At 43.5% G+C, this 16,033-nt stretch carries 13 protein-coding genes; 12 read left to right on the plus strand and 1 reads right to left on the minus strand.

The window, feature by feature from the left end; all coding sequences use genetic code 11:
* Positions 1–98: 98 nt before the first annotated feature.
* Positions 99–2,660 carry a preprotein translocase subunit SecA gene (secA, locus tag V514_RS0101925; protein WP_029497996.1) on the plus strand — a complete coding sequence of 854 codons (2,562 nt, stop codon included), beginning with the start codon at positions 99–101 and terminating at the stop codon, positions 2,658–2,660.
* A gap of 75 nt (positions 2,661–2,735) precedes the next feature.
* Positions 2,736–3,840, plus strand: a protein-coding gene (gene prfB / locus V514_RS0101930) for a peptide chain release factor 2 (protein WP_152528928.1) whose coding sequence is annotated in 2 segments (ribosomal slippage) — positions 2,736–2,810 and positions 2,812–3,840 — 1,104 coding nt in all. Because the reading frame shifts where the segments join, the coding sequence is not laid out codon by codon here.
* Positions 3,841–3,882: 42 nt separating this feature from the next.
* Here prfB and V514_RS0101935 read toward each other — a convergent pair.
* Positions 3,883–4,434, minus strand: a complete 552-nt coding sequence (locus V514_RS0101935) for a competence protein ComK (protein ID WP_029497998.1) — start codon at positions 4,432–4,434, stop codon at positions 3,883–3,885.
* 184 nt (positions 4,435–4,618) lie between these two features.
* Here V514_RS0101935 and V514_RS0101940 point away from each other — a divergent pair, with 184 nt between their 5' ends.
* The 10 genes from V514_RS0101940 to V514_RS0101985 all read left to right on the plus strand — a co-directional run bounded on the left by V514_RS0101940 (position 4,619) and on the right by V514_RS0101985 (position 16,003).
* Positions 4,619–4,846 carry an IDEAL domain-containing protein gene (locus V514_RS0101940; protein ID WP_029497999.1) on the plus strand — a complete coding sequence of 76 codons (228 nt, stop codon included), beginning with the start codon at positions 4,619–4,621 and terminating at the stop codon, positions 4,844–4,846.
* Between the two features lie 124 nt (positions 4,847–4,970).
* Positions 4,971–6,935, plus strand: coding sequence for an excinuclease ABC subunit UvrB (gene uvrB, locus V514_RS0101945; RefSeq protein WP_029498000.1), 1,965 nt, complete (start codon positions 4,971–4,973; stop codon positions 6,933–6,935).
* Positions 6,936–6,942: 7 nt separating this feature from the next.
* A complete protein-coding gene (gene uvrA / locus V514_RS0101950) occupies positions 6,943–9,810 on the plus strand; it encodes an excinuclease ABC subunit UvrA (protein WP_029498001.1) in 2,868 nt (955 codons plus the stop codon).
* A 51-nt stretch (positions 9,811–9,861) separates the two neighbouring features.
* Complete coding sequence (locus V514_RS0101955; RefSeq protein WP_029498002.1) at positions 9,862–10,404, plus strand: AAA family ATPase; 543 nt, start codon at positions 9,862–9,864, stop codon at positions 10,402–10,404.
* A gap of 59 nt (positions 10,405–10,463) precedes the next feature.
* On the plus strand, positions 10,464–11,645 hold the full coding sequence (locus V514_RS0101960) for a DUF4097 family beta strand repeat-containing protein (RefSeq protein WP_029498003.1): 1,182 nt from the start codon (positions 10,464–10,466) through the stop codon (positions 11,643–11,645).
* Positions 11,646–11,847: 202 nt separating this feature from the next.
* The gene (ftsE, locus tag V514_RS0101965; protein ID WP_029498004.1) at positions 11,848–12,531 is read left to right on the plus strand and encodes a cell division ATP-binding protein FtsE; all 684 of its coding nucleotides are present in this window, start codon (positions 11,848–11,850) and stop codon (positions 12,529–12,531) included.
* Positions 12,521–13,408 (plus strand): permease-like cell division protein FtsX, encoded by an 888-nt coding sequence (gene ftsX / locus V514_RS0101970; protein ID WP_029498005.1) that lies wholly within the window; start codon positions 12,521–12,523, stop codon positions 13,406–13,408. The genes ftsE and ftsX overlap by 11 nt, the downstream gene beginning before the upstream one ends.
* A gap of 84 nt (positions 13,409–13,492) precedes the next feature.
* Positions 13,493–14,011 (plus strand): redoxin domain-containing protein, encoded by a 519-nt coding sequence (locus V514_RS0101975; RefSeq protein ID WP_029498006.1) that lies wholly within the window; start codon positions 13,493–13,495, stop codon positions 14,009–14,011.
* A gap of 121 nt (positions 14,012–14,132) precedes the next feature.
* Positions 14,133–15,251 (plus strand): PDZ domain-containing protein, encoded by a 1,119-nt coding sequence (locus V514_RS0101980; RefSeq protein WP_235073021.1) that lies wholly within the window; start codon positions 14,133–14,135, stop codon positions 15,249–15,251.
* Between the two features lie 128 nt (positions 15,252–15,379).
* Positions 15,380–16,003 (plus strand): TVP38/TMEM64 family protein, encoded by a 624-nt coding sequence (locus V514_RS0101985; RefSeq protein ID WP_029498009.1) that lies wholly within the window; start codon positions 15,380–15,382, stop codon positions 16,001–16,003.
* The last annotated feature ends 30 nt before the right edge of the window (positions 16,004–16,033 follow it).

Here is a 16,033-nt window from a genome sequence, read left to right on the forward strand (position 1 = left end):
AATTAGAGGGAATTCAGGATGATGATAATTCGATTAGTCTAATACTTTTGTATCGAGTAATGGACTGCGAGTTAAGACTATATAGGATGTGAACATAAATGCTTGGCATTTTAAATAAAATTTTTGATCCGAATAAACGTGAAATAAAACACTTAAACAAAGTGGCGGATCAAGTAGAGGCACTTGCTGATGAATTTGCGGCGATGTCTGACGAACAATTAAAACAAAACTCAGAGGACTACAAACAACGTATTGCAGATGGCGAAGAATTAGATAAAATTCGTCCAGAGGCGTTTGCGAACATTCGTGAAGCGGCGAAACGTGTATTAGGACTCTATCCATACCGTGTACAAATCATGGGTGGGTCAACGTTACATGAAGGTAATATCGCGGAAATGAAAACCGGTGAAGGTAAAACATTAACGGGAACATTACCTGTTTATTTAAACGCGCTAACAGGTAAAGGCGTCCATGTTGTGACAGTCAATGAATATTTAGCAGAGCGTGATGCTGAAACGATGCGTCCACTGTATGAGTTTCTTGGCTTAACGGTTGGTTTAAATGTTAGCAGCATGTCAAAAGATGAAAAGCGCGAGGCTTATGCATGCGATATCACCTATAGTACGAACAACGAGCTTGGTTTCGACTACTTACGTGACAATATGGTGCTGTACAAAGAAGAACGCGTACAGCGTCCACTTTACTATGCTGTAATCGATGAAACCGATTCAGCGTTAATCGATGAAGCGCGTACACCGTTAATCATTTCTGGACAAGCGAATAAATCTGCGGCACTTTACAAGCAATCCAATGCGTTTGTGCGCACATTAAAACAAGCAAAAGGAACGAAAAATAAAGAAGGTAAAATGGAGTATGGTGATGGCGATTACACGTACGACATTGAAACAAAAGCAACGGCATTAACAGAAGCCGGCATGGAAAAAGCAGAACGTGCCTTCAATATCGATAACTTATTCGATTTATCACACGTACAACTATTACATGCGATTAACCAATCATTAAAAGCACATGCAGCGATGCACTTAGACGTTGATTACGTCGTGCAAGACGGCGAAATTATGATCGTTGATGGCTTTACAGGACGTATTATGAACGGTCGTCGTTACTCTGATGGCTTACACCAAGCAATCGAAGCTAAAGAAGGCGTTGAGATTCAAAACGAATCGATGACAATGGCGACCATTACGTTCCAAAACTTCTTCCGTATGTACGAAAAACTGTCTGGTATGACCGGTACAGCGAAAACCGAAGAAGAGGAATTCCGTAACATTTACAATATGAATGTTGTCGTGATTCCAACGAACAGACCGATTGCGCGTGATGACCGCCCTGATTTAATTTATGCGACAATGCACGGCAAATTCGTGGCGGTTGCGAATGAAATCGCAGAGCGTCACCAAGCAGGTCAACCGGTACTTGTTGGTACAGTAGCGATTGAAACGTCTGAATTATTATCGGACTTACTGCGTAAACGCGGAATTCCGCACGAAGTATTAAATGCGAAAAATAACGAACGTGAAGCGGAAATCGTTGCACTTGCTGGTCAACGCGGCGCTGTCACAATCGCGACAAACATGGCGGGTCGTGGTACCGATATTAAACTTGGCGAAGGTGTCCTTGAATTAGGTGGTTTAGCTGTAGTAGGTACGGAACGTCACGAATCTCGCCGTATCGATAACCAATTACGTGGTCGTGCTGGTCGTCAAGGTGACCCAGGGGTATCTCAATTCTACTTATCACTTGAAGATGATTTAATGAAACGTTTCGGTTCAGATAGCATGAAAGCGATGATGTCACGCCTTGGTATGGATGATACGCAACCTATTCAATCAGGCATGGTGTCAAAAGCTGTTGAGTCTGCGCAAAAACGTGTTGAAGGGAACAACTTCGATGCGCGTAAACGTTTATTACAATATGATGATGTGTCACGTCAACAACGTGAAATCATTTATAAAGAGCGTTTTGAAGTATTGGAAACAGAAGATATGCGTCATTTAGTGGAAACGATGATTGATGATGTATTAGTGTCTAATATTCAATCATTCACAGCATTAGAAGATGCAAATAACTGGAACTACGAGTCGATGCTCGCATTTTTAAATACAAACTTATTACGTGAAGATTCTGTAACGATTGACGATTTACAAGGGAAAACGTCCGATGAAATCATCGACATGGTACGCGCACTTGTAAAAGAGCAATACGATGAAAAAGAAGCGGAAATGTCACCAGAACGTATGCGTGAATTCGAAAAAGTTATTTTACTGCGTGCAATCGATTCAAAATGGATTGACCATATCGATGCGATGGAACAATTACGCCAAGGGATTCATTTACGTGCGTATGCGCAAACCGATCCACTTCACGAATACGAGCAAGAGGGCTTCCGTATGTTTAACTTAATGCTTGAAGCAATTAAGGAAGATGTTGCGCGCTTTGCAATGAAAGCGGAAATCCGTTCGAACTTAGAGCGTGAAGAAGTAGCGAAAGGGCAAGCGGTTAATCCGAAAGAGGAAGGCCAAGGCAAAAAGAAAAAACGCCAACCTGTACGCAAAAAACAAGAAGTCGGCCGCAATGATTTATGCCCGTGTGGTAGCGGTAAAAAATACAAAAACTGTCACGGTGCAGTTGAAGAATAATAGCTCGCCACAAATGGGACTGTGCGTTCAATTCACGACAGTCCTTTTGTGATTTTAATAACTGGAGGAAACGACATGCTAGAATTATCAGATATCCGCAATGCATTAGATGCCACAGCAACGAAAATTGAAGACTTTAGGGGGTCTCTTTGACTTAGAAAACAAAGAGTTCCGCATTCAAGAAATGGATGAAATTATGCTCGACCCAACGTTTTGGAATGACCAACAAAAAGCGCAGGGCATCATCAATGAATCAAAAGGCTTGAAAGAGGTCGTCAATGAATTTTACGCGCTCGAATCAGAGCAAGAAGATTTAGAAATGACGCTTGAATTGTTAAAAGAAGAGCCGGATGAAGAGCTATTAGTGGAAGCTTTTGAAGCGCTTGATGCATTCCAAAAGCGCGTTGATGAGTTTGAGCTGCAAATGCTATTAAGTGGTCCATACGATAAAAATAATGCCATTTTAGAGCTGCATCCAGGTGCTGGTGGTACGGAATCTCAAGATTGGGGTACGATGCTACTACGCATGTATACGCGCTGGGCTGAAAAACATGATTTCAAAGTGGAAACGCTCGATTATTTACCCGGCGATGAAGCGGGGCTAAAATCGGTGACGCTGGCGATTCGTGGTCACAATGCGTACGGTTACGTTAAAGCGGAAAAAGGCGTTCATCGTCTTGTGCGTATTTCACCATTTGACTCAGCAGGTCGCCGTCATACGTCGTTCGTCTCATGCGATGTTATGCCGGAGTTTACCGATGAAGTCGTTGTTGAGATTCGCACCGAGGACTTAAAAGTCGATACGTATCGTGCATCGGGTGCTGGTGGGCAGCATATTAACAAAACGGAATCTGCGGTGCGTATTACGCATATTCCAACAGGTACGGTCGTTTCTTGTCAGGCAGAGCGCTCACAAATTAAAAACCGTGAAAAAGCGATGAGTATGCTGCAAGCGAAATTGTATCAATTAAAAATGGAAGAAAAGCAAGAGCATCTCGATGAAATTCGCGGGGAACAAAAAGAAATCGGTTGGTCAAGCCAAATCCGCTCGTATGTATTCCACCCCTATTCAATGGTGAAAGATCACCGCACAAATGTGGAAACAGGCAATGTGCAAGCGGTAATGGACGGCGATATCGATCAATTTATAAATGCGTATTTACGAATGCAAATGGCATGATAAAAAGGCTTGGGACAAATCGTGTTCCAAGCCTTTTTATCATTAATCAACCGGCAGTAACATATGTAGTGCGACTTCGCCGTAAAATAGCGGGGCATACATGTTGTTGAGTTGGTCAAAATTTAACGTTCGAAAGTATTTATCAATCGCGTGAGCATGGGAAATTTGTGTGCGTAAACTGTGATAGGAAAGATTTAATGTATGTGTTTCACCGTTGGCAAGTTGAATGGAACATTCGTTGAAAATAGCTGGAGCATAATTTTGGATGGCGTCAAAAACGACCCATTGTGTGTGGCTGTTTGACGGGGAGGCAGTGGGAATTAAAATGAGTGGTTGGATTGTACCTAAGCCGATTGGCAGTTTTTTTGTGCCTTTCGTAATTTCTTTTGATAAGATGGTCGAGGATTGAATCGAGGTACCATATAGCGCGCAGACGCGTGATACAACACGCTTCACCGAGGCATGGACGACGTATTTGCGATGCCGTTCATGAACGACCGTACAGCGCTGGCCCTTCAATAGGCGAGGCTCTAATAACATTAGTTCTTTTGAAACGGTGTAATGCTGTAACTCCATAATCTTCAAATTCATCATTGCAAAACTCCTTTCTATTTGTCGCTATGTTTATTATAAAGCGTAAATGATAGCGTTTTCAATGCTACATATTTATTTATTTTACATAAAATACCTTATATTTATACAAATATTCAGAAAATTAAGGTTGAAATCCGCATCGAACCTAGTATATAATGAAAAAAAGGTATAGAGGTGATGACATATGGAATATCGTTCTATTAAATCAAACGACACAAATCACTTAAGCCATGGGTTGCAAGGTAAGGAATTACTAAACGACATTTACTTAGATTTATTTTTAAACCATGTGCATGCGGAGCAATACGAGGAATATTATATGCAAAAGATTGATGAAGCATTAGATACTCGTGATGAAGAGCTGTTCATGCAATTAACAACTGAATTAAATGCGCTACGTGCGTCCGTATAAATGATAAAAACATCCATTAATTGTGGGTGTTTTTATTTTGGAACGTCAAAAACGTATGTTCGGCTTTTTCAGAAGAAATATGGTACACTGTACGTACGATATTTTGACTGAGGAGGTTAAGAACATGGATTTTGAGTTACAATCGCCGTACAAGCCAAGTGGTGACCAGCCACAAGCAATTGCTGAACTTGTACAAGGTATTCATGACAACAAACGTTATCAAACATTATTAGGTGCGACTGGTACCGGGAAAACATTTACGGTATCAAATGTCATTCAAGCAGTGAAAAAGCCAACGCTTATTATCGCGCATAATAAGACGCTAGCAGGGCAGTTGTATAGTGAATTTAAAGAGTTTTTCCCGAATAATGCGGTCGAATATTTTGTGAGTTACTATGACTATTATCAACCGGAAGCCTATGTACCACAAACCGACACATTTATCGAAAAAGATGCGAGCATTAACGATGAAATCGATAAATTGCGTCACTCGGCAACATCGTCGTTATTTGAACGCGATGATGTCATTATTATTGCATCTGTGTCGTGTATTTATGGTCTAGGCTCACCGGAAGAATACAAGGAAATGGTGCTGTCGCTGCGCCCAGGCATGGAAATCGAGCGCAATCAGTTACTGCGTAAGCTTGTCGACATTCAATATGAACGCAATGATATCGATTTTTCGCGTGGCAAGTTCCGCGTGCGCGGTGATGTCGTTGAAATTTTCCCGGTGTCACGCGATGAACAATGTGTACGCGTCGAGTTTTTCGGCGACGAAATTGATCGCATTCGTGAAATCGATGCATTAACAGGTGAAGTGCTCGGCGACCGCGACCATATTGCGATTTTCCCGGCATCTCACTTCGTCACGCGCGATGAAAAGTTGCAAAAGGCGATTAAAAATATCGAAATAGAGCTTGAGCAGCAACTAGAAGTGATGCGCGGTGACGGTAAATTATTAGAGGCACAGCGCCTTGAGCAACGGACAAATTACGATTTGGAAATGATGCGTGAGATGGGCTTTTGCTCAGGAATCGAAAACTATTCACGCCATTTAACGCTGCGAGAAGCGGGTGCGACGCCGTATACATTACTCGATTACTTCCCTGAAGATTTTTTATTAGTGATCGATGAAAGTCATGTGACATTACCGCAAGTTCGCGGCATGTATAACGGTGACCAGGCGCGTAAAAAAATGCTTGTTGATCACGGTTTCCGTTTGCCGTCTGCGATGGATAACCGTCCGCTGCGTTTTGAGGAATTTGAGCAACATATTCACAACGCGATTTTCGTATCGGCAACGCCGGGACCATTTGAGCTTGAGCATACGCCAGACATGGCACAGCAAATTATTCGACCAACGGGGTTACTCGACCCAGAAATCGAAGTGCGTCCAATTGAAGGGCAGATTGATGATTTAATTGATGAAATCCAAGCGCGTATTGCACAAAAAGAACGCGTCCTAATTACGACACTGACGAAAAAAATGTCGGAGGACTTAACGGATTATTTAAAAGAAATTGGCATTAAAGTGCAGTATTTACATTCCGAAGTGAAAACGCTTGAACGTACCGAAATTATTCGTGATTTGCGTCTAGGTACGTACGATGTCTTAGTCGGCATCAATTTACTGCGTGAAGGGCTCGATATTCCTGAAGTATCGCTCATTGCGATTTTAGATGCCGATAAGGAAGGGTTCTTGCGTTCGGAGCGTGCGCTTATTCAAACGATTGGTCGTGCCGCGCGTAATGCGAATGGTCACGTCATTATGTATGCTGATAAAGTGACCGACTCGATGCAAAAGGCGCTTGATGAAACGACGCGTCGCCGGACGATTCAAATGGCGTACAACGACAAACATGGCATTACACCGACGACGATTCATAAGGAAATTCGTGAGGCGATTCGCGCAACGAAAGTGGCTGAGGAAGTCGATAAATACGTTTCCAATAAAAAGTTAACGAAAAAAGAGCGCGACGAATTGATTGCGTCGCTTGAAGTAGAAATGAACGATGCGGCGCGCGCACTTGATTTTGAACGTGCGGCAGAGCTTCGCGATACGATTTTAGAGCTAAAGGCGGAAGGGTGACACAACGTTGAAAAATACAGAGATTGTCGTGCAAGGGGCACGTGCAAATAATTTAAAAAATATTGATGTGACAATTCCACGCGACCAATTAGTTGTCATGACGGGCTTGTCAGGGTCAGGAAAATCATCGCTCGCATTTGATACGATTTATGCAGAGGGGCAACGTCGTTATGTCGAGTCGCTATCTGCTTATGCGCGTCAGTTTTTAGGGCAAATGGATAAACCTGATGTAGATTTAATTGAAGGCTTATCACCAGCCATTTCAATTGACCAAAAAACGACAAGTAAAAATCCGCGTTCGACAGTCGGGACCGTAACGGAAATTTACGATTACTTGCGCCTATTATTCGCGCGTGTCGGCAAGCCAATTTGTCCAAATGATGGCATCGAGATTACGTCGCAAACGGTCGAGCAAATGGTAGACCGCATTATGGAATATCCAGAGCGCACAAAGCTGCAGCTACTTGCGCCGATTGTATCGGGACGCAAGGGACAGCATGTGAAAATTTTGGACGATTTGAAAAAGCAAGGCTTCGTTCGCGTACGTGTTGACGGAGAAGTGCGCGATTTAGACGATGCGATTGAACTTGAGAAAAATAAAAAACATGATATCGATGCAGTAATTGACCGCGTCATCGTCAAAGAAGGTGTCGAAGCGCGGTTAAGCGACTCATTAGAAACAGCGCTACGCCTTGCTGAAGGACGCGTGAAAGTCGATGTGATGGGTGTCGAAGAATTACTGTTTAGCGAGCATCATGCCTGTCCGATTTGTGGCTTTTCAATCGGTGAACTTGAACCGCGCATGTTTTCATTTAATAGTCCATTTGGAGCTTGTCCGACGTGTGACGGCTTAGGTGCACAGCTCAAAGTGGATAAAGAGCTTGTCATTCCGAATTGGGATTTATCATTGAATGACAATGCGATTGTGCCGTGGATTCCGACGAGTTCGGCATATTATCCAACGCTCCTTAAAACGGTGTGTGACACGTTCGAAATCGATATGGATACGCCGGTAAAAGAGTTGCCGGACGAGCAAATGGATATTATTTTGAATGGCTCAGGTGATACAGACATTCATTTTGTGTACACGAATGAGTTTGGCAATACACGCGAAAAAACAGCGCCATTTGAAGGAGTACTGCCGAATGTAGACCGCCGCTATCATGAAACAAATTCCGATTGGATTCGCGAGCAAATGGAAAAATATATGACGGAACTGCCATGTCCGAGCTGTCATGGACACCGTTTGAAACCGGAAACCTTGGCCGTGAAAATTGACGGCAAGCATGTCGGCGAAGTGACGCAATACTCGATTCAACAGGCACAAGCATTCTTCGACGGTTTAGAGCTATCAGAAAAAGACTTTCAAATTGCGCGCCTTGTGCTGCGTGAAATTCATGAACGTCTGTCCTTTTTAAATAATGTCGGCTTAGATTATTTAACGCTAAACCGTGCATCCGGTACATTGTCGGGCGGTGAAGCGCAGCGCATTCGTTTAGCGACACAAATCGGTTCGCGCTTAACGGGTGTGCTCTACATTTTAGATGAACCATCAATCGGTCTACATCAGCGCGATAACGAGCGCTTAATTGGCACGCTCAAATCGATGCGCGACCTCGGCAATACGTTAATTGTCGTCGAGCATGATGAAGACACGATGCTTGCGGCTGATTATTTAATCGATGTTGGCCCAGGCGCGGGGGACCACGGTGGTGAAATTATTGCGGCCGGCACACCGCAAGAAGTCATGAACAATAAACAGTCGATTACCGGACGTTATTTAAGTGGCGACAAATTTATTCCACTACCTGTTACGCGACGTCAAGGCGACGGGCGCGTGCTGAAAATTAGTGGCGCTACTGAAAATAATTTAAAAAATGTCACGGTTGAGATTCCGATTGGCGTTTTTACAGCGGTTACAGGCGTGTCGGGTTCTGGGAAAAGTACGTTGATTAATGAAGTGCTTTATAAAACGCTTGCGCAAAAAATGAATCGTGCTAAATCCAAACCAGGTCATGCGAAAAGTGTAGAAGGAATCGAGCAACTTGAAAAAGTAATCGATATTGACCAATCGCCAATTGGCCGTACACCACGCTCGAATCCAGCGACGTACACCGGCGTGTTTGACGATATTCGCGATGTGTATGCGACGACGAACGAAGCAAAAGTGCGCGGCTATAAAAAAGGACGCTTTAGCTTCAATGTTAAAGGCGGGCGCTGTGAAGCTTGTAAAGGTGATGGCATTATTAAAATCGAAATGCACTTCTTGCCAGATGTTTATGTGCCATGCGAAGTGTGTCATGGTAAGCGCTACAACCGCGAAACATTAGAAGTGAAATATAAAGACAACAGCATTGCCGATGTGCTTAATATGACGATTGAAGACGGGACGGAATTTTTCAAAAACATTCCGAAGATCCATCGTAAACTGCAAACATTAGTCGATGTTGGTCTTGGCTATATGAAATTAGGGCAACCGGCAACAACGTTATCAGGTGGTGAGGCGCAGCGTGTAAAATTGGCGTCGGAACTTCATAAGCGTTCAACTGGGAAGTCGATTTACATTTTAGATGAACCGACAACCGGGCTACATGTTGACGATATTGCGCGTCTGCTTGATGTGCTACAGCGCCTTGTTGAAAATGGCGATACGGTGCTAGTGATTGAACATAATCTAGATGTCATTAAAGCGGTTGACCATATTATCGACTTAGGGCCAGAAGGTGGTTTCCGCGGTGGCGAAATTGTCGCAACCGGTACACCGGAAGAAGTGGCGGATGTAGAAGGTTCGTATACCGGACAATATTTGAAACCAATTTTAGTGCGTGAACGTGCGCGTATGGCCTCAAAATTGGCCGAAGCAACCGATAAATAATGTAATGACGAGAGCTTGCAGCGGCAGGCTCTCTTTTTTGGAGTGATGAACATGTTAGTTATAGTTTCAGGGTATGCGAGTGTTGGCAAAACAACGGTCGCCAAGGCGATAGCGCGTGCTATGGGCGCCGCGTTTCTTAATGGACCAGCGACAATTGAGCGTTTAATGGATGAAGTGCTGACAGCGAAGGAGTTGCATGGCCATGATTTTCAAACGGTCATGAAAAAGCGTTTAGAAACCGACAAGGCAGTTGCCGCGCTGCGGACGATTGTATTAGATCATGAGGAAGTTGGCCTCGATACGGTGCTTGAATTATCGACATATTATAGTGATGCGCATATTGTCGAGCGCACGGAATTAAAAGTCGCGCACGTAGAAGTGACGTTACCCGTGGAGATGGAGCGCGCGCAATTAGCCGCGCATAACCCGACATTGTACGCGGCGATGAATTGGGCTGAATATGTTGCTACGCGCTTTCCGGTGTATGCAGATGGCGAGCTATTTGAGCAAAATGTTGTCATTGAATATGACAATGCAGTGGCGTTAGATGCTGAAAAAATTGCCGACGTCGTCAAGAAAATTCGCATGGAGTGAAACTTTTTAATAAGAAATTCGTAAATAGTAGTACTAACTTTTAAAGGAGCTGTTTTCGTATGCAAGATGAACGTAAACGTATTTTGGATTTGGTTGAGAAGGGTGTTATTTCTGCAGCAGAAGCACTAGATTTACTGGAAAAAATCGCTGACGAGAAATCAGGGCACGCGACACCACCTTCTGACATTCCACAAGCATCATTGAACAAGCAACAAACGACTGAAAAAGAAGCGCCACAAGAGCAACCACAGCACGATGAACCAAAGGGCGATGATTATTTCGATCACAAGCACTATGATGAAAAAACGGATAAAGAGTTTATCGATGATTTAAAGCAAGACTTCACACAATTTAGTACGAAGTTTATGGATATTTTAACAAATACGTTTTCAAAAGTACGCGATATGGATATTACTGGTGAAAAACGTAGCTTCACGCATCGCTTTGATTTAGGCGCTGCATCAATTCATGATGTTAGCGTCAAAATTCCAAACGGCCATTTAGAATTAGTCCAATCAACGAATGGCACAGCGTATGTTGAAGTAGCGGTTGCGCCAACGTTTATCGTGCGCAGTGAAGATGTTGAAGCGGACTTTTTAAAACACTTTACGGTGACAAATGACAATGGTACCGCGCGCATTACGAGTGATAATCGCGGCTTCCATGTGAATACGACATTGTATTTACCAGCAGCAACGTATCAAAAAATTAATGCCGAATTATTCAACGGTGGCTTTACATTGGCGAATATTAATGCCGATGAACTAGATGTTCAAACGATGAATGGCAAAATTAATGTTGAGCGTGCGACGTTCCGTAAAGTAGAGGTCGAAACGTCAAACGGTGCGATCGAAGTGCGCGGTGTTGCAGCAACGGAAATTGAGGCTGAAACAATCAATGGCTTAGTCGCAATTGAAGGGGCATTCCGTGAAATCGAAGCGCGTTCAGCAAATGGCACCATTAACGTCAAAACGACCGACCCGCACGCTGAAAAAATTAAAGCGCAAACGACAGCAGGCAAAATTGACGTACAAGTGCCGGATACAGTTGGAATTCGCGGCGAAGCGATTTCAAACTTTGGTAAAATTGATATTCAATTACATGATGTGCAATTGTTGCAATCACAAGACCAATTTTTAGCGAAATCTGTACGCTTTGAGAAAAAAGTGGATGACAATGCGCCACTAATGCTAGAAGCGGAAGCACGTACCGGTACAGTAGTTGTGCGTTACGCGTTATAAATAATATTTTTAGAAGAAGCTTTTACAAAACAGTTCATGTTCCTTTTTTAGCGTTTGCCACAAAAAACCGGAACCGCGCCACAGCGCGATTCCGGTTTTTCTTATGCTCATCTGATGTCCCAGCCTCGTTTTTTTGACGAGATGACGCCGTAAATTGTGGTATTATAACTAGCAGAGAATAGTATAAAGGTGGAACGACACGATGATTGAAATGAAGCACGTTGTCAAAAAGTATCCAGGTGGCAACAAGGCACTGCAAGGGTTGAATGTGTCGATTGCACAAGGAGAATTTGTTTATGTAGTCGGACCAAGTGGCGCCGGAAAATCGACATTTATTAAAATGTTATATGCAGAGGAGCGCGCATCAGCCGGTAAAGTAATCGTCAACGATGTTGATATTACGAAGCTGCCGGCGCGCAAAGTACCTTTTTTACGCCGCCAACTCGGTGTCGTCTTTCAAGATTATAAATTATTGCCGAAAAAAAATGTTTATGAAAATATTGCGTATGCACTGGAAGTTATTGAGAAAGATACGAAATTTATTAAGCAGCGCGTTATTGCTGTGCTGAAACTCGTTGGTCTAGCGACAAAAGCAAAGCGCTTTCCGCATGAGCTATCAGGCGGCGAGCAGCAACGCGTTGCCATTGCACGCTCGATCGTCAATCAACCGCAAATTGTTATTGCTGATGAACCAACGGGGAATTTAGACCCGGAAACAACGTGGGAGATTATGAAAGTATTTGAAGCGATTAACGCACAAGGCACAACGATTATTATGGCGACACATAACCGCGAAGTCGTTGATAGAATGCGCCATCGCGTGTTGCGTATTGACAAAGGACGTCTTGTAAATGACCAGCGTGGAGGTGGCTACGATGGCTATTAAAACGTGGAACCGGCATGTGCGCGATAGCTTGACGTCGATGTGGCGCAATCGCTGGATGTCGCTCGCCGCAATCGGTGCGGTGACCGTGACATTATTACTTGTTGGGGTCTTTATCGCGGTCATTTTAAACGTCAATAAAATCGCTTCTGATTTTGAAAATGACGTTGAAATAAAAGTGTTAATTAGCACAACAATGAATGAAAGTAAGGCGCTAGAACTCACGCAAAAAGTGAAAAAGCTGCCGAATGTAGCAGAAGTACGCTATGTGTCAAAAGACGATGAATTAAAAAAAGTTGTCGCTGACTTTGGCGAAGATTTGAGCTTGTTTGACCAAGAAAATCCATTACATAATGTGTTGTATGTCAAAGCGAGCGAGCCGCAAAAAACAGCGGCAGTCGCCGGCCAAATCGATGCGCTAAAAGGAACCGATGACGTGTTGTATGGCAAAGGTCAAATCGAGCAATTGTTTGATGTCGTTGATACGACGCGAACGATCGGGATCGTGTTTAGTATCGTCCTTGTATTAATTGCCGTGTTCTTAATTTCGAATACGATTAAGCTAACGATTGCGGCGCGCCAACATGAAATCGAGATTATGAAACTTGTTGGTGCGACAAACAACTACGTGCGCATCCCTTTTATGTTAGAAGGCATGTGGCTAGGCTTACTAGGCGCGCTATTGCCGGTTGTAGCCATGTCAATTGGCTATGTGAGCGTCTATCATAACCTCTCGCCACTCGTTCAAAATGAAGTGTTTAGCTTCGTTGCGCCGGCGAATTTATTAGCGCTATTAATTGCGGTATTAGTGCTAATGGGCATTATTATCGGCGTGTTTGGTAGTGCGATGTCGGTACGCAAATATTTAACTGTGAAATAATGATGAAGTGGGAATGTCAATTACGTGGCATTCTCTTTTTTTGTACTGCGACATGCTAAAATGGACGAAAGGATGTGGGCAAACATGAAAAAATGGCTAGGTATCGTGCTTGTCATCGTATTGATTGGCATTGCAGCGTACAATGTGTTCACGAACGACCATCAAGTAACGGAAGGCATTAAAATTGGCGATAAGGCGCCGGATTTTGAGCTTCATACGCTTGATGGCGAGGCTGTGAAATTAAGTGATTATAAAGGCAAGCGCGTCATGATTAACTTTTGGGCAACGTGGTGTCCGCCGTGCATTAAAGAGACGCCGGAGATGGTCGACTTTTATCAGGCGAATAAGCAGCAAGATATCGAAATTTTATCGGTCAATCTTGTATCGACAGAATCAAGTACTGCCGCGGTTGAAAAATTTATCGCAACCTATGACATGTCATTTACGACGGTCATTGATGCGATGGATGACGTCAATAAAACGTATCAAGTTGGCGTCATTCCGACATCGTATTTTATTGATGCAGACGGCGTTATCCGTCAAAAGGTAGAGGGCGGTGTGAGTGGTGCACAACTAAAGCAGATATTTAATGAAATGCGCTAAGTTCGTTCGCCTAAAAGGATTCACTTTGTTACAATAGAAACAGTTAATAATTAACATTGGAACGAGGTGAATCACACTGGATATCGTAATTGAGCTATTAAAAGGAATCGGACGACTTTTTATGAATCCGTTGCTCTATGTAGCGATTTTATTTTGTGTGCTTATAGGCTATCGCCGTGTGATTAATGAACGAAAATCGTTTAATCGGCGTATTCATTGGGGCATGTACGAAGCCGTTTATTTATTAAAAGAAGGTTGGATGCTGGCGCTTATGTTGTCGCTCATCAGCATCGCTTTAGGGATTGTCTTACCAGTTGAATACATAGTGCTTGTGACGATTGTGATGCTTGTTAGTATCGTGTCGTTTTACTATCATTTAGCATCTGCTGCGTACGCGTTTGCGCTCGCATTTGCGGCCATTTGGCTAACGTATATGTACGATTGGTCATGGTCGATTTTAGGCGTTGAATTTGATGCGACAATCATGCACAAACATTTATTAATTGCCGTACCGCTTCTTATTGCATTGCTGCTTGTCGTTGAAGGGCAACTTGTGCGTAAATACGCTGCGAACAATTCATCGCCGCGTCTGCAAACAACAGCGCGTGGGTTGCGTGCCGTGACTTACTTAGCGAAACGTTTATGGATTTTGCCGGTCGTATTCTTTATTCCGGGTGGCGCGATTCCCGAATGGGCACCGTTTTGGCCGCAGCTGTCATTAGGTGGCGAGACATACGGCGTTGTGTTATTCCCGGTAGTTATCGGTTTCCAACAACGCGCGCGCAAAATGTTACCAAAGGCATTTTACCCGCAAGTTGGTGCCACGATTCAATTGCTCGGTGTGCTCGTATTGATTGAAGCCGTGTTGGCGATTTTCTTCCCGATCATGGGCATCGCCGCCGTTGCTGTAGCATTCGTTGGCCGCGCACTCATTTCGATTATTTATTCGATTCGTGAGCGCAAGGGAGCGTTTGCGGTGACACCTCAAAATGAAGGGGTTGTCGTCGCCGCGGTGTTACCTGAGTCACCTGCTGAAGCGATGGGCATTGAAGTTGGCGAGATTATTCGCCGCGTCAATGGCATCCCAGTGAAAACGGAAACAGAGCTCTATGAAGCGCTACAAATTAATGCGGCACATTGTCGTATTGAAGTACTCGATGCACAAAAGGAAATTCGTATTCGTCAGCACGTTATTTTCCGTCACGATCATTTCCGCATTGGTTTAATCGTGTTGAAATGATGAAAAAAGGGAAGTTCTATTAGTAGTAGAACTTTCTTTTTTTTTCGTTATAATAATCGTAAAGACGGCAACTTTTCACGGAATCAAACGCTCTATTAGAAAAGGTTGCGAACAAAGGGGGCAGGGCTATGCCAGCGTGGTTAACAGTTGAAAATTTTCAGGCCATTGCCCAACAACATCAATTAATCGGTATGATTTTGGCATTCGTATTCCCGTTTTTAGAAGCATTTTTACCGGTATTACCACTCGCCGCATTTGTTGTGGCGAATGCGTCTGCATATGGCCTGTGGATTGGCTTTTTATTATCGTGGACAGGGTCCGTTGCCGGAGCGTATTGCGTCTTTTTACTCGTGCGAAAATTTGGCCGCGCGAAAATTTTTCGTTTTATTACCGAGCGCAAGGCCATCACCAAATTAATTACCTGGGTTGAATATCATGGCTTTACGCCGTTGTTTGTGTTGTTATGTTTTCCGTTTACACCTACATCGGTCGTCAATGTTGTCGCTGGATTATCGAAATTAAAAAAGAAGCATTATTTCATTACAATCATGCTCGCAAAAGTCGTTCAATTGCTTGTGATTAGCTGGATTGGCTCCGATTTGCGCGCATTGATTACACAGCCAGAGCGCACCGTTATTGTCGTGTTGTTGATTGTGCTCATGTGGGGTGGCGGTAAATATGCCGAAAAGCGCATGAATAAAAAAATGGCCGAAGATTTAAATAAGCAACATCGAAAACCTTCTGATAAGTAGAAGGTTTTTTCTTTCTTCCAAAAGCGAATG

Origin of the sequence: Kurthia huakuii LAM0618 (assembly GCF_000505545.1) — a bacterium.
GTDB lineage: Bacteria > Bacillota > Bacilli > Bacillales_A > Planococcaceae > Kurthia > Kurthia huakuii.